The 21,850-nt window shown below is 51.1% G+C and carries 16 protein-coding genes and 1 tRNA gene; 6 read left to right on the plus strand and 11 right to left on the minus strand.

Translation table 11 applies throughout. The annotated features are described in order from the left end of the window. Positions 1-414 precede the first annotated feature (414 nt). Positions 415-3,270, minus strand: a complete 2,856-nt coding sequence (locus H8K26_RS16300) for an alpha-1,6-glucosidase domain-containing protein (RefSeq protein ID WP_317889283.1) — start codon at positions 3,268-3,270, stop codon at positions 415-417. A gap of 247 nt (positions 3,271-3,517) precedes the next feature. Here H8K26_RS16300 and H8K26_RS16305 point away from each other — a divergent pair, with 247 nt between their 5' ends. Together H8K26_RS16305 and H8K26_RS16310 are read left to right on the plus strand one after the other, a co-directional pair. Next, positions 3,518-4,537, plus strand: coding sequence for a glucokinase (locus tag H8K26_RS16305; protein WP_317889284.1), 1,020 nt, complete (start codon positions 3,518-3,520; stop codon positions 4,535-4,537). Positions 4,538-4,567: 30 nt separating this feature from the next. Then, positions 4,568-6,220 (plus strand): alpha-amylase family glycosyl hydrolase, encoded by a 1,653-nt coding sequence (locus tag H8K26_RS16310; RefSeq protein ID WP_190480924.1) that lies wholly within the window; start codon positions 4,568-4,570, stop codon positions 6,218-6,220. A gap of 96 nt (positions 6,221-6,316) precedes the next feature. On the opposite strand, the gene H8K26_RS16315 is transcribed toward H8K26_RS16310, so the two are convergent. From H8K26_RS16315 to mutL, 5 genes are all read right to left on the minus strand, one after another. Next, the gene (locus H8K26_RS16315; RefSeq protein ID WP_190480926.1) at positions 6,317-6,976 is read right to left on the minus strand and encodes an energy-coupling factor ABC transporter permease; all 660 of its coding nucleotides are present in this window, start codon (positions 6,974-6,976) and stop codon (positions 6,317-6,319) included. Positions 6,977-7,108: 132 nt separating this feature from the next. Further along, positions 7,109-9,499, minus strand: coding sequence for an Ig-like domain-containing protein (locus H8K26_RS16320; protein ID WP_190480928.1), 2,391 nt, complete (start codon positions 9,497-9,499; stop codon positions 7,109-7,111). Between the two features lie 222 nt (positions 9,500-9,721). Then, positions 9,722-9,798: transfer RNA gene (locus H8K26_RS16325), tRNA-Met, on the minus strand. A 133-nt stretch (positions 9,799-9,931) separates the two neighbouring features. Beyond that, positions 9,932-10,879 (minus strand): tRNA (adenosine(37)-N6)-dimethylallyltransferase MiaA, encoded by a 948-nt coding sequence (gene miaA / locus H8K26_RS16330; RefSeq protein WP_190480929.1) that lies wholly within the window; start codon positions 10,877-10,879, stop codon positions 9,932-9,934. A 64-nt stretch (positions 10,880-10,943) separates the two neighbouring features. Next, positions 10,944-12,818, minus strand: a complete 1,875-nt coding sequence (gene mutL, locus H8K26_RS16335) for a DNA mismatch repair endonuclease MutL (RefSeq protein WP_190480931.1) — start codon at positions 12,816-12,818, stop codon at positions 10,944-10,946. A gap of 79 nt (positions 12,819-12,897) precedes the next feature. Here mutL and H8K26_RS16340 point away from each other — a divergent pair, with 79 nt between their 5' ends. Continuing rightward, positions 12,898-13,545, plus strand: a complete 648-nt coding sequence (locus H8K26_RS16340; RefSeq protein WP_190480933.1) for a VTT domain-containing protein — start codon at positions 12,898-12,900, stop codon at positions 13,543-13,545. 5 nt (positions 13,546-13,550) lie between these two features. Continuing rightward, entirely contained in the window at positions 13,551-13,877 is a 327-nt protein-coding gene (locus H8K26_RS16345; RefSeq protein WP_190480935.1) for a hypothetical protein, read from the plus strand. A 57-nt stretch (positions 13,878-13,934) separates the two neighbouring features. Here the strand turns inward: H8K26_RS16345 and H8K26_RS16350 are convergent, their stop codons facing one another. Together H8K26_RS16350 and tsaE are read right to left on the minus strand one after the other, a co-directional pair. Then, on the minus strand, positions 13,935-15,365 hold the full coding sequence (locus H8K26_RS16350) for an N-acetylmuramoyl-L-alanine amidase (protein WP_190480937.1): 1,431 nt from the start codon (positions 15,363-15,365) through the stop codon (positions 13,935-13,937). Next, a complete protein-coding gene (gene tsaE, locus H8K26_RS16355; RefSeq protein ID WP_190480939.1) occupies positions 15,329-15,814 on the minus strand; it encodes a tRNA (adenosine(37)-N6)-threonylcarbamoyltransferase complex ATPase subunit type 1 TsaE in 486 nt (161 codons plus the stop codon). The genes H8K26_RS16350 and tsaE overlap by 37 nt, the downstream gene beginning before the upstream one ends. Before the next feature lie 79 nt (positions 15,815-15,893). Here tsaE and queG point away from each other — a divergent pair, with 79 nt between their 5' ends. Continuing rightward, positions 15,894-16,976 carry a tRNA epoxyqueuosine(34) reductase QueG gene (queG, locus tag H8K26_RS16360; protein WP_190480941.1) on the plus strand — a complete coding sequence of 361 codons (1,083 nt, stop codon included), beginning with the start codon at positions 15,894-15,896 and terminating at the stop codon, positions 16,974-16,976. A gap of 16 nt (positions 16,977-16,992) precedes the next feature. On the opposite strand, the gene H8K26_RS16365 is transcribed toward queG, so the two are convergent. From H8K26_RS16365 to H8K26_RS16375, 3 genes are all read right to left on the minus strand, one after another. After that, the gene (locus H8K26_RS16365) at positions 16,993-17,883 is read right to left on the minus strand and encodes an AEC family transporter (protein WP_190480943.1); all 891 of its coding nucleotides are present in this window, start codon (positions 17,881-17,883) and stop codon (positions 16,993-16,995) included. An 84-nt stretch (positions 17,884-17,967) separates the two neighbouring features. Next, complete coding sequence (locus H8K26_RS16370) at positions 17,968-18,558, minus strand: response regulator transcription factor (RefSeq protein WP_186885988.1); 591 nt, start codon at positions 18,556-18,558, stop codon at positions 17,968-17,970. An 81-nt stretch (positions 18,559-18,639) separates the two neighbouring features. Beyond that, complete coding sequence (locus tag H8K26_RS16375) at positions 18,640-20,658, minus strand: sensor histidine kinase (protein WP_190480944.1); 2,019 nt, start codon at positions 20,656-20,658, stop codon at positions 18,640-18,642. A gap of 135 nt (positions 20,659-20,793) precedes the next feature. On the opposite strand from H8K26_RS16375, the gene H8K26_RS16380 reads away from it, so the two are divergent. After that, complete coding sequence (locus H8K26_RS16380; protein ID WP_190480947.1) at positions 20,794-21,798, plus strand: TRAP transporter substrate-binding protein; 1,005 nt, start codon at positions 20,794-20,796, stop codon at positions 21,796-21,798. Positions 21,799-21,850 lie beyond the last annotated feature (52 nt).

The raw sequence follows: 21,850 nt of genomic DNA on the forward strand, positions 1-21,850 counted from the left end.
GATTTCGATGAGCTTGGTGCCCAAGCCATTGAGCAGTGCATACACCAGCACTACGTGAAACGCTATGACCAGCCCTATGCCCAGGAACTTCTTGCCCGGCTCTTGCTGGCGATCTGAAAAATCCATTCCGACTGTCTCCTTAAGCTAAGAATACGAAGGCGCTAATAATAACCTCTGTTGAATAAAAAATTTCGTCTGCTGCCTGAAAAGTTTTCATATTTTTTGTAGCAAAGACAGATTTTTTTTGCATATAGTCCCTTTTTTTGTTGTTAATACCTCTTTATTGCCAGTGCTGACCAGCGTTGGATTCGCCAGTCAGTCCACTTTGTTGCCTTTTTTGCTTTTGTTTGATGACTGAAAAAATATAAGCCTTAATATCGGTAGCACGATCATGATTTTGTGATGATGGCAATTTCAGTTGACCTCGACAAAACAAACCACGCTAAGCGCCGGGAGAATGAAGCCGCCACTCTCGCTGATAAAGTGCGCTTCATTGGCAATGCGCTGATCGCCAGCACCATGCATCAGGTGTACCGGATGCAGTTGAAAGTGGCGACCTTGTTGTTCCGGAATGACTAAGCGCTGCTCCTGCTGGCTGACATTAATGAAATACATCACCGCTTTAAAGTGAGCTGTGCTAAGATTTTCGCCATTCAGATGGGCGGCGATGACGGCCGGATTCTGTTCCGGGCCTGTATTAAAGAAGCGCAGCCGCTGCTGTATATCTGCGCTGCTGGACAGGCGAAATAATGCAGAGCTGCTGCGTATTCTCAGCAGATCGCGAAACGCATCGCGGCTCATGGCAATATCCTGCGGGCGTGGCTTGATCCGTTGATCGGCCAGCAGTGGGCGCATGATGGGGTAAAAACGTGCGTTATCTTTTTCTGGTGGCAGCCCGGTGCCGAAGTAATTCTGTTGATACGTCCAGTCCAGCCGGTTGAACCAATCACCGGAATTGTAGCTGTTGCCATCCAGCGATTTGGAACGGAGGATGTCTGATCCCGCATGGAAATACGCAATGCCCTGGCTGAAGGCCGTCAATCCTAAGCCAAGTATCTGTACTCTGGCTCGATCTTCGTGGGTCGTGGCGAGGGGGAGCCGGAATGCGTTGATGTCAAACAGAGTATGGTTATCGTGATTCTCAACATAATTAACGACTTCTGCTGGTGAGCTGACGTAACCGGCAGGCTGATCGTTGTATGCAATCTCGCTGAGTTTTTTCGTCTGACCATCTGCGGTCTGCATGACGTAGTTCGCAATGGAACCAGCCAAGCCCACCCGCACCATGTCGGCACTACGCTGCACTGTATTGTTTAACAGTGCTGGCGATGCGTCGGCGGCTTCCAGTAAGCCATTGATATACCCCTTGTTTTGTACGATGGCAGCGGCATTGTCGCCATGCCCGCCACCGCGAATGGCATCGCGGGCACGATCGCTGAAGGTGCCGATCTGACTGCCATTCAATGCTAACTGAGATGCCTGAATAAAGCGCGCGCCGTTCGCTACTTCACCAAAATTCCAGCCTTCGCCTATCAGTTGTATCTCTCTGCCATTATCAGTCTGCAATGCTGCTTTTATTTCCTCCATGACCGCGCGAGGCTGATGCCCCATCAGATCAAAACGAAATGAATCCATCTTATATTCACGCGCCCATAATCTGACAGAATCACTCATCAGCTTTGCCATCATGCGGTTTTCGGTCGCCGTGTTGCCGCAGGGCTGGCAAGTGGAATCTTCAACTTTTCCTCGCGCGTTCAGTCTGTGGTAATAGCCGGGAACGATACGATCGAGGACGGATTGCGGATGTTGCCCCGCAAACGCCGTATGGTTATAAACGACATCCATACCGACCCGCAGACCAGCCTGATGCAGCGCCATCACCATTTTTCTCAGCTCAAGAATACGCGTCGCACCATCGTCAGCATTGCTGGCATAACTACCTTCGGGAGCGTTGTAGTGATAAGGATCGTAGCCCCAGTTGAAGCAGTCTTTACCGGCCCGCGCATTGATGGTCGCTTGCTGACGCAGGCTGTCTGCGCCCCCGCTGACGTCAGGGCTGACGCAGTGGCGCTCGGGAATTGTGGCAATATCAAAAATCGGTAATAAGTGGATATCGGTGATACCCGCTTCGCTGAGTGCTTGCAGATGACGCATGCCAGCCGATGCCGGTTCGGTAAAGGCCAGATATTTGCCACGGTAGGCGGGGCGTACGGTTTTATCGTTGATGGAAAAATCACGCACATGCAGCTCATAAATTGCCATGTCTGTCGGATTTTTTACCCGCTCGGGTATGTTGTGCTGATCCCAACCGGCTGGTTTCAGCGTGGCATTTTGCAGGTCGGCGATATAACTGCGGCGCGAATCGCTGGTCAGGCTGATGGAATAAGGATCTGTGACGCGATTGCGTATCAGCCCTGCACCTGGAACGAAGACATCGACCAGATAGCGGTAATAGCTGCCGCTCACATCCTTATTTATTGCGCTTGCCCAGATGCCAGTGCGCTTATCCAATGTCATTGGTAGCAGTGCGTTGGCATGGCTAGCTCCCGTCTTATATATGCAGGCACTGACGTGTTGTGCCGTTGGCGCCCATAAACGGAAGTTGGTACTTGCCCGCACGCTGCCATCTGCAGACGAGGCGGTCACAGTGACACCAAGTTTTGTCTCTTCAGTAACTGTCTGATACAGATCGTCAATCACACCGGCGATTTGTACATAGGTGAAATCAATGACTTCGCCACGCTCGTTTTCCTGAACCAGAATCAACTGTTGCGTGAGTACATTTGCCAGTGTCTGCGCGGACAGCGAATGCCTGAGCAAAGCACCTTCGCCGATGAACTTGTATCGTTGCCGGATGTCTGTTGGCAGAGCCGTAGTTGTGGCAGTTGGGGTAGTCGTGCTGATTCTCAGATCGGCATCGCTGACAGGCAAGCCTTTTTGTATGCGCAGTTTTCCGCTGGCTGATGCATAGAGGGCGAATGTCCCTTTTGGGTCTTTTCCTGGCCATTGGATAAAGTCGCGATTGAGCCAGTAGGCGCGGGCGTCTGACTGGATAGATGTCTTATTCAGGATGGTCTGATGCGATGGGTGATCGCAATCTTGTACGTCAGATATGCTGGTAAGCGGAGTTGTCTTTGCGTTGATTTGTGCAGAATCTGCCGTATCTGCCAATGTTGCAGAACAAGTGGCATTCGAAACGAATAAGGCTAAGGCGCTGACACAGACGATCAGTCCGGCTCTTGTTCTGATTGGTACAGGCGAAGGCAACACGATGTGCTTGCTTATCTGCACTTTTGTCTCCAAATAAGTAGTTCAACTACATTTAGTATTTTTTGAATATCGCCAGAAAATCTTTGTTTTCTATGGGTTCGCGTTATTAATCAACAAATTTTGTCTGGTAAGTTAAAAAATATTAGACAGGTATATTTGATGAATGTAGTATTGTTACATAAATTTATCTGAACTTGTTCAGAAATTTTTTCAATTTGAGCTTATTCATACTAATGGTGAGAAGTCAGTGCAAGATTTAAAAAAACAAAACTACACATCGCCACGTTTGCTTGCCGATATCGGTGGGACGAATGCGCGTTTTGCGCTGGAAACTGAGCCGCATCGCTTTGAGGCTGTGGCGGTACTGGCGTGTAATGATTACGCTACATTGCATCTGGCGATCTCAGCCTACCTGCAAAGCGATGCAGTACAAAGAATCTGTCAGCAGCCTGTTCAGCATGCCGCGATAGCGATTGCGAATCCGGTTAATGGCGATCAGATCAGCATGACAAATCATCACTGGGCGTTCTCTATTCAGGCCTTGCGCGATGCCTTGCATTTGCAGACATTATTAGTCGTGAATGATTTTACGGCCTTGGCGATGGCTTTGCCTTACCTGGAAAATCATCAGCGCGTACAGATCGGTGGTGGGCGGGCGCAGCCAGAGCGGGTAATAGGCTTAATCGGACCTGGTACCGGTCTCGGCGTCTCCGGTATCGTACCCGCTGGCAAGCAATGGATTCCTCTCAGCAGCGAAGGCGGGCATGCCAGCTTTTCTCCGGCCGATGCGGCAGAGGTCGATTTATTGAAAGTGATCTGGCGGGAATTTCCACATGTTTCCGCTGAGCGCTTAATCTCGGGTATGGGCTTGGAAATTATTTATCGCGCGCTGGGTGAATTACACGCGGATGGTGCGGATGCCAGTTTGTCCGCCGCCGATATCAGTCGTCGCGCATTTGACGGCAGTTGCGTCAGATGTCGCCAGACCGTTGCACATTTCTGTGGCATGCTGGGAACAGCGGCTGGCAATCTTGCCATCACTTTAGGTGCGACCGGGGGTGTTTATATTGGCGGTGGCATCGTGCCGCGTCTCGGTGATTTATTTATGCAATCGTCTTTCCGTCAGCGTTTCGAGGCGAAAGGGCGGTTTGCAAATTATCTGGCGGCTATTCCGACCTTCCTTATCACTGCGGAATACCCGGCGTTTCTGGGCGTGTCTGCGATATTGGCGGAAAAATTATCGCTTGCTGATCACGCTACACACTGATGTCGTATTGTTCTTTTATTCTTGCTTACTATGTTTCCTACATCGATCTCAGCTAATTCCGTTCAGCAATCTGATTCCCATTCGCAGTGGTGGCGCGAAGCGGTGATTTATCAGGTATATCCGCGCAGCTTTTTGGATACCAATGGTGATGGTGTTGGCGATCTGCCAGGCATTACTACAAAACTGGATTACATCGCGCAGCTAGGCGTGGACATCGTCTGGATTTCACCATTCTTTACTTCACCGATGAAAGACTTTGGTTACGACGTGGCAGATTACTGTGATGTTGATCCTTTGTTCGGGACGCTGAGTGATTTTGACTGTTTGCTCGAACGGGCGCATGCATTGGGTTTGAAAGTCATGATTGATCAGGTGCTTTCGCATTGTTCGGACCAGCATCCATGGTTCGTGGAAAGCCGTCAAAGCCGTGATAATCCCAAGGCGGAATGGTATGTGTGGGCAGATCCGCAGGCAGATGGATCGCCGCCGAATAACTGGCTCTCTGTTTTTGGCGGTTCTTCCTGGCAATGGGATGCGTGCCGCCGTCAATATTATCTGCATAATTTTCTGACGAGTCAGCCAGATCTGAATTTTCATCACCCTGATGTACAGCAGGCGCATTTGGACAACATGCGTTTCTGGCTGGAACGTGGCGTTGATGGTTTCCGCCTCGATGCCTGTAACTTTCATTTTCACGATCGTTCTTTGCGCAGTAATCCTCCGGCCACTAAGCGCGATACCAAGACGGTGCAAGACAATAATCCTTACGGTATGCAGTCGCATATTTATGACAAGACGCAGCCCGAGAATATCGCTTTTCTGGAAAAAATGCGCAGTCTGCTGAATGAATACGGCGCGATCGCGATCGGTGAGGTCGGTGCCGATGACTCGCTCGGCGTCATGGCTGAATACACCGCCGACGACAATAAACTGCATATGGCGTACAGCTTCAATTTACTGACGCCTGACGTGTCTGCGGCATATATCCGCACTCAGGTAGAGGAATTTGAAGCGCGGGTGAAAGGTGGCTGGGTTTCGTGGTCGGTAGGTAATCACGACGTGGTGCGCGTGATGTCACGTTGGGGCGGCGATGCAGCTACACCGCAATTTGCAAAAATGATGATGGCACTGCAGGCAGCGCTGAAGGGCACACCATGTCTGTATCAGGGGGATGAGCTGGCGCTGACCGAGGCTGATATTGCGTATGAGGATATACAGGATCCTTATGGAATTGCCTTCTGGCCGGAGTTCAAAGGGCGCGACGGCTGTCGCACTCCTATGCCATGGCGCGCCGATCAGCCGCATGGCGGATTTACCAGCGGTAAGCCGTGGTTGCCAGTGCCAGCTGAACATTTCGCTGTAGCGGTATCGCAGCAGGAACAAGATCCGGATTCTGCTTTGACGTATGCGCGTCACATATGGCGTTGGCGCAAGCAGCATCGACAACTGATACTCGGCGAGATTCATTTTTTTGACGCGCCGGAACCTGTATTAGCGTTTTGTCGCCAACTTGATGGCGAGCCGACGATTTTTGCCGCATTTAATTTAGGTGATCAGACTGTCAATTTTGTATGGCCGGAAGTGGCAGGAGCAATGCTGCTCGAGGGCTACAATTTGCCCGGAACACTGAACAGCAACACCTTGGAATTACCAGCGTTTGGCGCCTGGTTCGGCACGCGTTAAGAATGTTTACAGGTGTGGCAGATCACACAATTTGTGTCGATTCTGTCGTGCCTGAGTATCTGAGGCAATCTGAGACAATGCTGGGAAATGATGAAATTATTTCCCGGTCAGATAAATTTTGTCATCAAAAGTGAACAGCCATTCAGGGCGATAAACTGCAAAAATTGTCGTCAGAAAACCAACTAAAAAAGCTTCACCCCACGTCAGTAACAGCATGTAGGCAATTGCGTCGCCAGGGATAATTTTCACTGGTGCGAGCAGCATGTGCGCTGTCAGAGCAAGTAGTCCTGCACTGGCGTTGACGACCAGTGAGCCAAAGAAACCATTACCAAATAAGTACACAAACATGTGATGAGGTAAATACTGGCGGGTTTTGTTCAGTATCAGTTCACTCAGATAACTGGGGAAGACTGCCAGTACAAGAATATTCGCACCGAGATTCAGCCATATACCATCGTATTCTGCGGTGTATGCCAGCGTGGCAACTGCGATTCCTAAGATCGCCAGTGATCTGCCGAACATCAGTGCAAATAAGGCGACCCCCATCAGATGAAGATGCAGATCTTTATGAACGGGAACGCGCATACGCCATAGCAGTATCAGCACAATGATGCTGGCACACCAGGCGGAAAAAACGGTAGGTTCCTGCAAGCGCTGCCAGGGGATTTTGCGGATTTCCACTCCGAGCAGAACCAGTGCGACCAGCATTGCAAAAATGCATAAACTGATATCAACAGGAGTATAAAAAATGCCCATGGGAGATGCGCGACAGTTGTCCGAATGTTTATCATAATCCTGATTGGCTAACCACGCACTGCGTGATATCAAGAAAAAAAGACAAGCAAAAAAGTATCGTTGCTTGTCTTTTTAGTTTAAGCGCAGCACAAATCAGGGATCGACCAGGGTCACCGTCGCCGTTGCTGTTTTTCCTTTGCCATCGCTGATGGTGTACTGAAAACTGTCACGTATAAAGCTGCCGAACGGCGAGAAAATCACCTTGTTACCTGAGATGCGGAGTGTGCCCGTATTTCCTGCCATCGGTGTGACCGACACGAGTGTCAAAGGATCGCCATCAGGGTCGCTATCGTTGGCGAGTGGATCGATCGTTGTTTCAGTGGTACCGGGAACGATGAAGGAATCATTTCTGGCGATAGGTGCGTTATTTACCGGAGGAGCAATGACGTTGAGAGTGACTTGCGCACTTGCTTTTCCACCGCGACCATCGCTGATCGTATATTGGAAACTACCGGGTAAAGAATTGCTGCCCGGAGTGAAAATGACCTTGTTACCGGAAATACGGACGCTGCCGTTGTTGCCGGATAAAGCGGTAATTGCAGAAATGGTTAATGGATCGCCATCAGGGTCACGGTCGTTCGCGAGCAAATCAAGAACGATGTCCGAACTACCCGGGACGGTGAATGTATCGTCATTCGCGACTGGTGCCTTATTCGCAGCGGCAACGCTGACATTGACTTGCGCGGTGGATTGTCCGCCACGACCATCGTTGATGGTGTAAGTGAAGCTGTCATTACCGCTGTAATCGGGATGCGGAACATAGAGAATTTTTTGCGATTGTATCGTCGCCGTTCCGTGCGCAGCGTTGCCGACCGTGCTGATAGTGATTGCATCCGAATCCGGATCAGCGTCGTTACTTAAAACGTCGATCACGACGGATTGATTTTGCTGTGTGCTGGCGCTGTCGCTGGCCGCTTGTGGCGCGCGATTTAGGTAATTTCTGGTTTTAGTTTCGGTTTGAGTTTTTTCCTGATAGCGATACGTATCGACTGTGCGTTTATGCTCTACCGAGTTACGCAGTGCCCTGCGTATCCATGCCGGCTCTTGAGAAATATCCTCGCGTTTGTAAGTGACTTCCGCCGCCGGCGCAGGCAGAACCTGTTCTGGTATTTCTATGACTTCAGTTTTATCGATGCGGCTGACAAACTCGAGATCCACCCGGCGATTTTTTTCGCGCGTTTCTTTGGTTGCTGGATACTTAGGCTCCAACTTGCCTTTGCCTTCAACCACAACTTCTTCGGTATTTACCACACCCAAAGAGATCAGGTAATCCCGCACGGCCACCGCACGTGATAACGACAGTTTTTGGTTGTAGCTGACAGAGCCAATATCGCAGGTATGTCCGGTAATTCTGACATTGCCTTCATGCGGATATTTTTTCAAGGTTTCAGCGATTTTCGCTAATTCCTGTTTTGCAAAATCCGTCAACCCGGCGCTATCGATTTTAAAGAACGCATCACCAGTCATGGTGGTCGTTGTTTTGACCAGGCGCTGCTCGGTTCTGGCAGGAATAATAGTCGGAGCTGTTGGTGCGGCGGGTACTTCAACCATCCTGTATTTTTGCTCAAAGCGACTGCTGGTACCGCCAAAACTATAGCGATACATCAGATTAATCCGGCGATCATTTTGTTGGCTGTCGAAATCCCCCGATTTGCGATACTGACCAACTTGCAGTGCCAGACTGTGCGGCGTACCAACAAAGAACTTTTCCGCAGTGAAGCTCACGCCGAATTGTTTGCTGCTGGCTTTGCCCCATTCGTAATCAAGTCCGGCGCTGACACGCACGGCATTTTCCGTATAGTAGTGCCCCGCGCGGGCACCAACGCCATAATCATAGGCACGCTCATACAGACGCGTATTTGTGGTTGTGGTGATGGTATCAATATATCCGCGCCCGGCGTCATTGCCGTTTTGTTCTGTAATCGTCGTTGTCAGCGTGTTTTGTAACAGCCGTTTATTGCCGGGGCTATAACTGGCATACACATGACCAAACCAATCCTGATTTTCCTGACCAATACCGATGCTGAGTTTTTTATCCTTTTGCTCATTCTGGTCGATTGCCGCAAAATACTTGACGACAGAATTTTGTTGCTGCGAGTGGTAACTCAGTTTGCCGCCGCCAGATTTATTGCTCAGCCATACTTCACCCAGCCAGACATTTGTCCCTGAGTCTGATAACACACCAAACAGTTCGCCCATAAATGCGCCACCATTTTGATAGCCGATGCCGATGCGCGAATTTTCGCCGATGAATTGTAAATTGCCACCGTTCTGAATGCCCGGATCTGTGGACTGTTGTGCTGAAGCCTGATTCAACTGGGCAAGCAAAGCGAGAAATAGAAGGGATAGCTTAGGTTGAGTGTATCGGGCAGACATAACAAGCGAAGTAGTGATTGAAACGAAACCATGCGCGCGGGCTGGCGATAAATGATGGCCGGTCGCCTGATCAAAACACTGCGTTGAATTGGCATAAAAAAACCGCATCAGCCAGAGCGTAATGCGGACGTTTTAATTACTTCAAAAAACGCATCAGGTGTATCTGATCGACTATCCCACCACCAAGAGTGCCCGATACTATATTTTGCTTGTTTGGGTGTCAAGCTTCACTGACGGGTTCGTCCAATCATGGCGATTTGTGTCGCAATCAACGGCCCCAGGGGATGCAGAAAGAAAAAAGGGCTTACATCGCTGTAAGCCCTTGAATTCTGGTGGTGATAGGTGGACTTGAACCACCGACCCCAGCATTATGAGTGCTGTGCTCTAACCAGCTGAGCTATATCACCAAGAAGCCTTAGATTATGTCAGTTGGCTGTTCTGGTGTCAATACCAGGCATCTGTTTTTATGGAATTCATCGGGTATTTTGCAAAAAAACAAGCGGTTTTTCATGAAATAAGTGTCGAATTACTGTTTCTTGACTACTTTCTTGCCATCTCCTGTTGTACCAGATGCAGGATTTGTTGTGATGGATTCTGGCTCAGGCAATCTATTAATATGCGCTCTGGCATGGAGCGTAACCAGGTGAGCTGGCGTTTTGCCAACTGGCGGGTGGCGATAATGCCGCGTTCCCGCATGTCTTCATAAGTGCAGAGATGATCGAGATAATCCCATGCCTGACGATAGCCGACACAGCGTATTGACGGCAGATTTGCGTGTAAATCCTGCCGTTGTTTTAACTGTTTCACTTCCTCCAAAAAGCCATTTTGCAGCATCAGATCGAAGCGGCTTGCGATACGCCGGTGCAGAACGCTGCGATCAGAGGGTTCCAGCGAAATTGGCAGCATGTCGAACGCTGGCCCGGTTTTAGTTTGGCGGGCGAGCAATGCAGACATAGCCTGTCCGCTCAGTGTGATGATTTCCAGCGCTCTCTGAATACGCTGACTGTCATTGGGATTCAGCCGTGCGGCCGTTTCAGGGTCGAGGGTCGCCAGACGCGCATGCAAACCCGGTACGCCTATGCGTTCTGCTTCGGCATCCAGTTCTGCTCGTAACGCGGGATCGGCACCGGGCAGATCATCGAGGCCGTGTTTCAGCGCATTGAAATACATCATGGTGCCGCCAACGAGGATGGGCAATTTACCTCTCGCCTGAATATCAGCGACCAGTCTTTCTGCATCTTTACGGAATTGCGCGACGGAATACGATTCCACCGGATCAATAATATCGATCAAATGATGCGGTGCGCTGGCGAGTTCCTCGGCAGAGGGTTTGGCCGTGCCGATATCCATGCCGCGATAAATCAGTGCCGAATCAACAGAGATAATTTCGGACGGAATGTGTCTGGCGATTTCCAGCGCGGCGGCGGTTTTGCCGGATGCGGTCGGCCCCATGATCGCGATGACGTTGGCGGCATTCGAGGTGTTCATGCTAATTCCGTTTTTATAATTAATGTCGTTGGTAACGGTGTTGATAGTTCACGATGGTTAGAATTTACTGGCCACGCAAGAACATTTTATCGAGATCGTTCAGACCAAGTTGCACCCATGTTGGTCGCCCATGATTGCACTGATCAGCGCGCTCTGTTTGCTCCATCTGACGCAACAGCGCATTCATTTCCGGAACGGTGAGGCTGCGATTGGCCCGCACCGCTGTATGACAGGCAAGGGTGCCGAGCAATTCATTGCGTCTGTCAATCAGGACGCGTGAGCCGCCGAATTCACGGACTTCACGCAATACGTCTCGTGCGAGTGATTGTGCATCGGCATTTTTAAGCAATGCTGGAACGGCGCGCACAGCCAGCGTGGTGGGCGATATCGCCGCCATGTCAAACCCCAGTGCTTTTAATGTGTCTTGATGTTCTTCGACAGTGCCGACTTCAATTGCGTCAGCATAAAAGGTCACCGGTATCAGCATCGGTTGCACAGGCATGGCGTTTTCGTCTAGCGCATTCTTGAGCTGCTCATACAAGATGCGTTCATGTGCGGCATGCATATCCACCAGTACCAGACCTTTGCTGTTTTGTGCGAGTACATACACACCGTGCAGTTGTGCCAGCGCAAAGCCTAAAGGATGCTCATCTTCCGGCAGTGCTTGTGTGGGAGCGGCATTTTCTGCGCGGGTGCTGTCGCTGAACATGGCGCCATAACTTTGCAGATTCTGCGCGACACCGTTACCGCTACCTGACTGATTGCGACCCCATTGGTCGTAAGCATTCGGCGTGCTGCTGCCTGCGTTCGCATAGGGGGACGGCGTTGCGAATTGCGCCGCAAACGTCGTTTGTTCACCGGCAATCCAGGGTATCGCTTTTCCTGCTAATACGGATGATGCTGATGCTGCGGTGGCGGGTGCCGGAACGGTGCCGAAAGCAGTGGCAGATGTCTGCGCCAGTGCACGGCTGACGGCATGAAATACAAATTGATGAACGGCACGGCTATCGCGAAACCGCACTTCGATTTTTGAAGGATGCACGTTCACATCGACCAGTGCCGGATCAAGATCCAGCGCCAGAACATAAGATGGATAGCGATCGCCATGCAACACATCCTGATAGGCAGCGCGTACCGCATGGGTCAATAATTTGTCACGGACAAAGCGGCCGTTCACATAAAAAAATTGTGCATCGGCACGCGCTTTAGAGGCGGTCGGCAAACCGACAAAACCATGCAGGCGCAATGGCCCTGCGCTTTCATCGAGTGGCAGACGCGCGCTGGAAAAGGCCTCACCGAGGATCTGCGCGCTGCGCTTATCAATTGCGCTGACATTCCAGTGATCAACCGCTTTACCATTATGTGTGAGGGAAAACGAGACGTCGGGGCGCGCCAGCGCGATACGGCGCACAACCTCCGCACAATGACCGAACTCTGTTTGTTCTGATTTTAAAAATTTCCGGCGGGCGGGCGTGTTGTAATACAAATCCTGCACATCGACCGTGGTGCCTGGCGCACCCGATGCCGGAGAGACCTTACCATTTTCAATCTGCCACGCATGCGGTGCATCGGCGGTACGGGTCGTCAGCGTCAGCAAGGAAACTGAGGCGATGGAGGCGAGCGCTTCGCCGCGAAATCCCAGGGTCGCGACATTTTCCAGCTCCGTCAGCGAGGCGATTTTCGACGTTGCATGACGTGCCACGGCGAGTGGCAATTGCTCTTGCGGTATACCGCGTCCGTTATCGCTGATCGCTATCCGTTTGACGCCGCCTTCTTCGAGCCGGATGGTGATGCTGCTGGCGCCCGCATCCAGCGCGTTTTCCAGCACTTCCTTGACGACGGCAGACGGCCGTTCGACGACTTCGCCGGCAGCAATTTGAGAGATCAGGTTATCGGGCAGCGCCTGAATCGGACGGTAAGGAGAGGAATTCGGATTCATCGCGAGATTATACCTGCGCTGTCTTGCGTGTACTGCGGCTTAGTGTATGATTGCCGCGATTTCTTTGACTGGAACAATAATGGATTTCATGCAACTGTTAGACATGATTTTGCATGTCGATAAGATGTTGGGGATGGTGATTGCTGAATATGGAACGCTGGTGTACGTCGTTTTGTTTGCGATTGTTTTTTGTGAGACTGCCTTTGTGATTTTTCCGTTTTTACCCGGCGATTCATTATTGTTTATTGCCGGTGCTTTTTGCGCGACGGGTGCGATGAACCCCTGGCTGTTGGTTGGTTTATTGCTGCTTGCATCGATCTCCGGCAACACGATTAACTACTGGATCGGCAGCCTGATTGGTCACAAAGTCATGGCGCACGACTATCGCTGGATAGATAAGGCGGCGCTGAAAAAGACCCATGAATTTTATGAAAAGCATGGTGGTAAAACCGTTGTGCTGGCGCGTTTTGTGCCTATCGTGCGTACCTTTGCGCCTTTCGTGGCGGGTATCTCTGATATGACACACCGTACTTTCCAGCTCTTCAATGTGCTTGGTGCGTTGTTATGGATATTGTCGCTGGTCCTGAGCGGTTACTTCTTCGGTAACATTCCTTTCATACAGAAAAATCTGAATGCCATCGTACTGGTGGGGGTCGGTGCCGCGATTGTGCCTCTGTTGCTGGGGGCATTGTGGAAAATGCTGAAGCGCTTGCGTAAAGCGGTCTGACGATTGTGAAAAAGCCGACTTCATCGACGCTGATCTGGCTACGCCAGCAAGCACCGTTGAAGCCAGAAGTCGGTCAAGCCTGTAATGGCTGTGGTGTTTGCTGCGCTGCCGAGCCTTGCCCGGTGGCGCTTGTTTTTTTGTGGCAGCGGCATGGAAGTTGCCGCGCCTTATTATGGGATCACGCTTCAATGTCCTACCGCTGCGGCATGCTGACTCAGCCTGCACAGTATCTGCGCTGGCTTCCGCTACGTTGGCAGGCCTGGTTTGCGCGCAGAGTCCGACGCTGGATTGCCGCTGGTGTTGGCTGCGATTCCAGTGCACAGGCAGAATAAAAAATGCCCGGCGAGATCGTCGGGCATGGCTGTGTTGAGTCAGTCGCTGGCGAGGGCTCAGGTCAGCCGGCTTTTTGCCAGTGGCGGATTTTTTGAAAAATATTTCTTGATACCTTTCATCACTGCATCCGCCATCTGATCCTGATAGGCGTCATCGGTCAGTTTGGCCTCTTCCTCCGGATTCGAAATAAACGCCGTTTCTATCAATATGCTGGGAATATCCGGCGCTTTCAGAACTGCAAATCCGGCTTGTTCCACCGAGCCTTTGTGCAATTTATTGATGCCACTGATTTCTGTCAGCACAACTTTGCCGAGTTTTAAACTATCGTTGATCTGCGCCGTTGTCGATAAATCCAGCAAGACGCTGGCGAGCTGCTTGTCGTGATTTTTGATGTTCACGCCGCCGATCAGATCGGCCGCATTTTCTTTATCCGCCAGCCAGCGTGCGGCGGTTGAACTTGCCCCTTTGTCGGACAATACAAACACCGATGAACCACGCGCAGATGAATTCACAAACGCATCGGCATGCACCGACATGAATAAATCTGCCTGCACCGCTCTGGCTTTTTGTACCCGCACGTTCAGCGGCACAAAATAATCGGCATCGCGCGTCAGCATCACGCGCATATTCGGTTGCTGTTCTATTTTGGCTTTCAGGCGTTTGGCAATCGCCAGAACCACATCTTTTTCGCGGCTGCCGCCACGCCCTGTCGCACCGGGGTCTTCACCGCCATGACCCGGATCAATCGCAATCGTGATCATGCGTGTCATCGCCGGTGTAGCTGATTTTTCTGGTGATTTTTCACTCAGATGCGGTTCAGTTTTTTCGCTGTGTTTCAACGCGGCTTTGTCGTCAGGCTTGGCCTCTGCCATGAGTTCCGGTTTAGATACTTTTGGATCAGATTTGCCATCGGCTTTGACTTCACCCGCCATAGTCGGGGTGGTCGGGGCGACGCTTCTGGTCTGGGTGTCTTTGTGCCACTCGCCTTTTTCTATCAGCGCGGCAATTGGGTCGGCCGGATTGGCTGGGTACAGATCGAAGACCAGCCTGTGTTTATAGTTGCCAACGGGTTGCAGAGTAAACACCTGTGGGCTGATTTCTTCTTTTAAATCGAACACCAGGCGCACAACGTTCGGTTTATTCTGACCAACCCGCACCTGCTTGATGTAAGGGTCATTCGGCTGTATCTTCGCCACCAGTTCTTTCAGGGTGGTATTTAATTCCAGACCTTCGATATCCACCACCAGGCGCTCAGGATTTTTTACTGTAAAAAAATTGGTATTGAGCTCAATATCATTTTCCAGCGTGACGCGGGTGTAATCTTCGGCAGGCCAGACCCGGACAGCAAGAATTTTCGCCGCATTTGCTGCTTGCGGCACACAAACGGACAGCAGCAGGGTGCCGCCAGCTTTAATGAAAGCGCGTCGCTTTCCTGATGGGGATTTCTGGCTTACAGATTGGGGGCGAATTGGAGTGATGCGAGACATGCGATACCTTTGGCAGACAACGCCTGCAATTCTACCTCACGACCATCACCTGCGACGCTTAAAAATACATTCAGATCAGGTTCTGGCAGCACGCCATCTGCTTTTTCTGGCCATTCGACGATACAGATATTCGATGCGTTAAACTCTTCGCGGAATCCGGCGTCCAGAAATTCTTCGGCGCTCAGCATACGATACAGATCAAAATGCATGATCGTTGTTGTTTGCGATCGGATTTTTACCTGATACGGTTCTGCCAGTGTATAAGTCGGGCTTTTTACATTGCCGGTAAAACCAGCCGCGTGAATCATGGCGCGGGTGAGGGCGGTTTTACCTGCACCCAGATCGCCGTGCAGAAAAATAACCAGCCCCGGCACTAATGTGTGGGCGAGACTTTTTCCTAATGCCTGCGTTGCTGCTTCATCCGGCAGTGTGGTTTTATAATGTGACATTTCCTGCAAAGTCCGTATTCATGAATTCGCTAAACATAGCATATTGCCCCGCCCTTGTGTATTTGCCGGAGTCTGCCGCGTGAATCTGGATGTCGACAGCTTATCTGCTTTATCCGCACAGATCAAAAGCTGGGGCAAAGAACTCGGCTTTGCAGAAATTCGTATTGCCGATGTTGATCTCAGCCACACCGAAGCCGGTTTTCAGAAATGGCTGGACGCCGGTTTTCATGGCGATATGGCGTATATGGCGGCGCATGGCACCAAGCGCAGTCGCCCGGCTGAATTAGTGCCTGGCACCGTCAGGGTGATTTCGGCACGCATGAATTACTTGCCAGCCGATCCGCACTGGCGCGCTGCGGAAGCACAGCATACTGCAGATACAGCGGTGATTTCTATCTATGCGCGCGGTCGCGATTATCACAAAGTTTTACGCAGTCGCCTGCAGCAGCTTGCAGAAAAAATCAGTCAGCAGATCGGTGAGTTTGGCTACCGTGTCTTCACTGATTCTGCGCCGGTAATGGAAGTGGCGCTGGCAGAAAAATCGGGCCTCGGCTGGCGTGGCAAGCATACGCTACTATTGAGTCGTGAAGCTGGTTCCATGTTTTTTCTGGGCGAGATACTGGTCGATCTGCCGTTGCCGCTTGACCCGCCAGTTGGCAATCACTGCGGTCAGTGTTCATCGTGTATCGATGTCTGCCCGACCAAGGCGATTGTTGCACCATACACCGTCGATGCGCGGCGCTGTGTGTCGTATCTGACGATAGAACTGCATGGCAGTATCCCAATCGAATTCCGGTCGTTGATCGGTAACCGGGTGTATGGTTGCGACGATTGCCAGTTGCATTGTCCGTGGAATAAATTTGCGCAAGTTGCCGCAGTCGATGATTTTGCAGTCAGAAATGGTTTGGGGCACGCGCGCATGGTGCATTTGTTTGCGTGGACGGAAGAGCAGTTTTTGCGCATGCTGGAAGGCAGCCCTATCCGTCGTATCGGGCATGAACGCTGGTTGCGTAATATTGCGGTCGGTCTTGGTAATGCGGCAACCACGATGTGCGGCGATGCGGGCATTGTGGCGGCCTTACACGCGCGTCTTGATCATCCGTCAGAGATGGTGCGTGAGCATGTGATCTGGGCGCTAGCCTGCCATGGCCTGAGCGCGTAGTGAAAATTTGGTGATGCTATCGCACCAGCGCCAGCCAGATCGGCAGGGTCAGTACTGACAATACGGTGCTGGCAGAAATCAGAAAGGCGACGAATGGGCCATTGCCACCCATGCGCGCCGCCAGCACGTAGGCGCTCGATGCAGTCGGCAGCGCACAGAAAATGACGGCGATCTGCAATTGCAGAGCTGGCAATTCCAGCCAGCGGCCAAGTACCAGCGCTATCGCCGGTAACGCCAGCAATTTCACCGAGAGAAAATAGGCGGCGATACCTTTTGCTTCGTGTATTGCTGACACCTTCATCCCGGCACCCACGGCAAGCAAGCCGAGTGCGATGGCGGCATTGCCCAGTCGCGACAGCGTTGCTGCTATTCCTTCCGGCAATGGGATGTCCAGCAGACTGACGATCACACCGCTGGCAGTACCGACCACCAGCGGGTTACTGGCGATTTCTTTCAGCAAGCGACCACTGTTATGGGCCAGTGCATAGACCGCTGCCATATTGCAGAGTGGAACCAGAAAGCCTATCAGTAATGCCATCAGCGCGGTGCCCTGATCTCCCGCGAGGCGGGACGCGATCGCCAGCGCAATATAAGAATTGAAGCGGAATGCCGTCTGCACGCCGGATTCAAAAATACGCGGTGCTGTTTTAAACAAATACTTAGCCAGCCAGCCGAGCAACATGCCAGCTATCGTGGCAATGATGGCGACCTGCAACAGATGTCCGGTCGCATGAAAATCAAAACGTGTGCGTGCGGTGGTGTAAAACAGCAGGGCAGGAAACAGCAGGAAGTAAACGATCTTTTCGACGCCAGCCCAGAAATGGCCTCCCCAATGGGAATGGCGGGCGAGCAGGAAGCCGATCAGAATTAAACTAAAATCAGGAAAGAGTAAGGTGAAGATAGACATACTGGGTGGAGTATATTTCAACCCCTAATGTTTACAAGGAGAATAGGGTGAAAATCAAGGATACTCCCCCATTTTTACTAAAAACTACTTCAGGATTCCCGCCAGTTCGACGGCAGTTTTGACTTGCATTTTGTCAAACACATGCGCGCGGTGCACTTCCACGGTACGCATGCTGATACCGAGTTCGTCTGCGATGACCTTGTTCATTTTGCCGAGCAAAATCAGTTCCAGCACTTCTTTTTCGCGCGCAGACAAGGTCGCCAGACGTTCATGTACGGCGGCGGAAACACCTGCTGCACGTGATTGCGCCAGCGCTTCCTGCACTCTGTCCATGAGCTTGTTATCGTTAAACGGCTTTTCAAAGAAATCAAAAGCACCGCGTTTGAGCGTATCGACCGCCATCGGTACGTCGCCATGCCCGGTCAGAAAAATCACCGGCAGACGTTTGGTCAGTTTTTTGCCGGATAAAATATCAAACAGATGAATGCCGCTCAGCCCTTCCATGCGCACATCCAGCAAAATGCAGTCGCCTTCGGCATCGAAGCGCAAAGGTTGATCGAGCGAGGCCAGAAACTGTTCTGCACTGCTGTAGCCAATCGCGGCAATCTGGCGCGAACGGGCGAGCCAGGAAAGTGAATCGCGGATCACGTCCTCGTCGTCAATGATGTGTAGCATGTCGTCTCCAATTGCGATATCAGAATGTCACGGGCAGAAGCGGTCACGCTGTATCGGTATGACCGCACGTTGACCGTCTCATTATTCTTTTTGTGACGCTGCAGTCGGCAGGTCAGCGGGATTATTTTCTTCTTGCACTGCCGGCAGAATGAAGCGGAAGATACTACCACCGACCGGGTTATCGCGGTGAGTAAGTTTGCCGCCGTGAAACTCAATCGCCGTCCTGCAGATATTCAACCCCATTCCCATGCCGGTTGTTTTGGTGGAAAAAAACGGTGAAAACAATCGGTCAGCCACGCTGGCAGGAATGCCATGCCCACGGTCGATGACTTCCACGACGATATCGCCCTCGTTGTCGAGGCTGGCTTGTATGCGTAAATTTCTATGTTCCGGCGGTGTGTCTTCCATCGCTTCAATCGCGTTGCGGGTCAGATTCAGCAATACCTGTTCGATCAGTACCTGATCCGCCAGCACCTGTGGTGTGCCGGGCAGTGGTAGCCATTGCAGGCTGATGTGCGCGGCCTGCGCTTGCAATTCGACCAGTGGCAGCGCATTTTTAATGAGCGCATTGATGTTAACTAACTCGCGTGTAGGCTCACGTTTTTTGACGAACTCATGCACGCTGCGGATAATCTGTCCGGCACGCTGCGCCTGGTTCTTCACTTTTTCCATCGCCGATAACAATAAGGCTTTATCGGTATCGCCCGCTTCCAGCAGATTCATGGCACCGGTGGTGTAACTGGAAATAGCGGCCAGCGGCTGATTCAGTTCATGCGCGAGCATTGAGGCAATTTCGCCCATGGTGGCGAGCCGCGCACTCGAGTGCAGCTTGGCTTCTTGTTGACGAGTCAGTTCCTGTGCCCGTTTGAGTTCGGAAATATCCAGTATCGAGCTCATCCAGCCGGTTTGCTTACCGCTCTCGTCAATCAGCGGCGATTCATAAATCAATACCGGAATCCGTTCGCCACTCGCATGCTGATAAATGGTTTCAAAGCCGTCTTGCGGCACCGAGCCAGCCAGCAATTTTGAAAAGCGTTGCTGATATTCTTCGACGACTTCGGGAGCCCAATACGGCATGGGTGGCAGACGACCGATGATTTGTTCTGCCGGGTAGCCGACCATTTTGCAGAATGCCGGGTTCACATAGGTCATGCGGCCATGCATATCGCGCGCGCGTAAGCCTGTGATCAGCGAGTTTTCCATCGCAGTGCGAAAGATCACTTGCTGGCGCAGGGCGCCTTCGGCTGCCAGGCGGCGATTGATGTCGCGCCACAATGCAACCAGACTCCAGATCAAGCCCATTGACAGCAGAATGACCATCACCACCAGCAAATTGGACAGTAGCTTGGGTTCGCTCTTGTTGCTGTTGGTGTGCAGCGCGAGTGTGACGCCGGGCAGTTCGAGATTGCGGTTGTGGGTATACACATTTTTACCCGGCCCGCCGGCAGCCCGCGTTGCAATCACTTTGTCATCGTTGTCCAGCAGAGAAATCTGGTTTTCCTGCGCAAACCACCATGGGACTAATTCTTCCAGTATGCCATTGGCATGGTAGGTGATGAGGATGCTGCCAAAATAGTGGTTTTCTTTCTTTAAGGGAATCTGACAACTAATGGCGTAATTGTATTTCTGTGATTTGGTTTCCTGTCTGGGAGCAAAACAACGGGTTTTGTTATCCAGTTCTGCCTGCGCAGATTTGATGTCATCGGGTATCAGAATATTGGATGAATTGAACGCTGTGTCATGTGACGATGTGACAATAGCATTGTGCTGGTCGAGTAAGACCAGACGGGAAATCTCATGATTGTTTTGCAGCAGATTCCGGAAACGCAGCAAAATGGCATCCGGCTTCAGGCCAATATTCATCATATCGGCGCCGATCTGACGCAACATTTCGTCGTTGCGGTCGATCTGAAATTGTATTGCCTGCTCTACCCAAAGAGTGTCGGCAATCAGTTGCTCCTGTCTTTCATTCGCTTCCATGCGTTGTGCCTGCCACGGCAACCAGATCAGCGTGGTCAGAAACAAGGCAATCAGCAAAATAGGAATGATCCAGCGCCACTTGTCGTTAGGCCATCGCTGCGATTTATATAGACGTTTCATGCTGTTAGTTTACTGCAGGTGTTGTTTATATGGGCAATCGAGTGCGGTATGTGGTTTTCCACAATTGTTCAGCGGGTGACTATTTCCAATAATCGTAGAATAATAACTTTGATAATCAATAAACTGGAGACTCTCATGAAAATCAAATCCGTTCTGTTTTCGCTTCTGGCGGCATCACTGGTTAGTGGCGCTGCATTTGCGCAATCCCCTATCGTCATTAAATTCAGTCACGTTGTCGCCAGCGATACGCCAAAAGGCAAAGCTGCCGAGCGCTTTAAGGAACTCGCAGAAAAAGCAACCAAAGGGCGTGTGAAAGTCGAACTGTATCCCAACAGCACACTGTATAAAGACAAGGAAGAATTAGAAGCATTGCAGTTGGGTGCAGTACAAATGCTGGCTCCATCGCTGGCTAAATTCGGCCCTTTAGGCGTCAAAGAGTTTGAGGTATTTGATCTGCCATACATTTTCCCGACCAAAGATGTGTTGTATGCAGTCACAGAAGGACCTATCGGTAAAGATCTGCTGAAGAAACTGGAAACCAAAGGCATCACTGGTCTGGGTTACTGGGATAACGGTTTTAAAGTCATGTCGTCGAATAAGCCTATCCATTTGCCGTCCGACATGAAGGGACAAAAATTACGCATACAATCGTCTAAAGTGCTGGATGCGCAAATGCGTGCACTGAATGCAAACCCACAAGTGCTGGCATTCTCCGAGGTATATCAGGCGTTGCAGACTGGTGTGGTGGATGGCACAGAAAACCCGCCATCAAATCTGTACACACAAAAAATGCATGAGGTGCAAAAGCATGTGACGGTGACGAATCATGGCTACCTTGGCTATGCGGTGATCGTGAACAAGAAATTCTGGGATGGTTTGCCTGCGGATATTCGCAATGAGTTAGATGGCGCGATGAAAGCGGCAACCAAGTACGCGAATGCGATTGCCCAGCAAGAGAACGATAATGCGCTGGAAGCAGTGAAGAAATCCGGCAAGACCACGGTCTATGTACCAACTGATAAAGAAAAAGCAGAATGGCGCAAAGCCCTGCTGCCAGTGCAAAAGCAGATGGAATCACGGATCGGTAAAGATCTGATTGCAAACGTCAACAAAGAAGCCGTTAAACTCGGTATCAAGTAAGTTCTTTCCGTCAGATGAGAACCGGTAAGCTCAGGTTTGCCGGTTCTCATCT

Origin of the sequence: Cognatundibacterium aquatile, assembly GCF_014699135.1 — a bacterium.
In the GTDB taxonomy this organism is placed as follows: domain Bacteria; phylum Pseudomonadota; class Gammaproteobacteria; order Burkholderiales; family Burkholderiaceae_D; genus Undibacterium; species Undibacterium aquatile.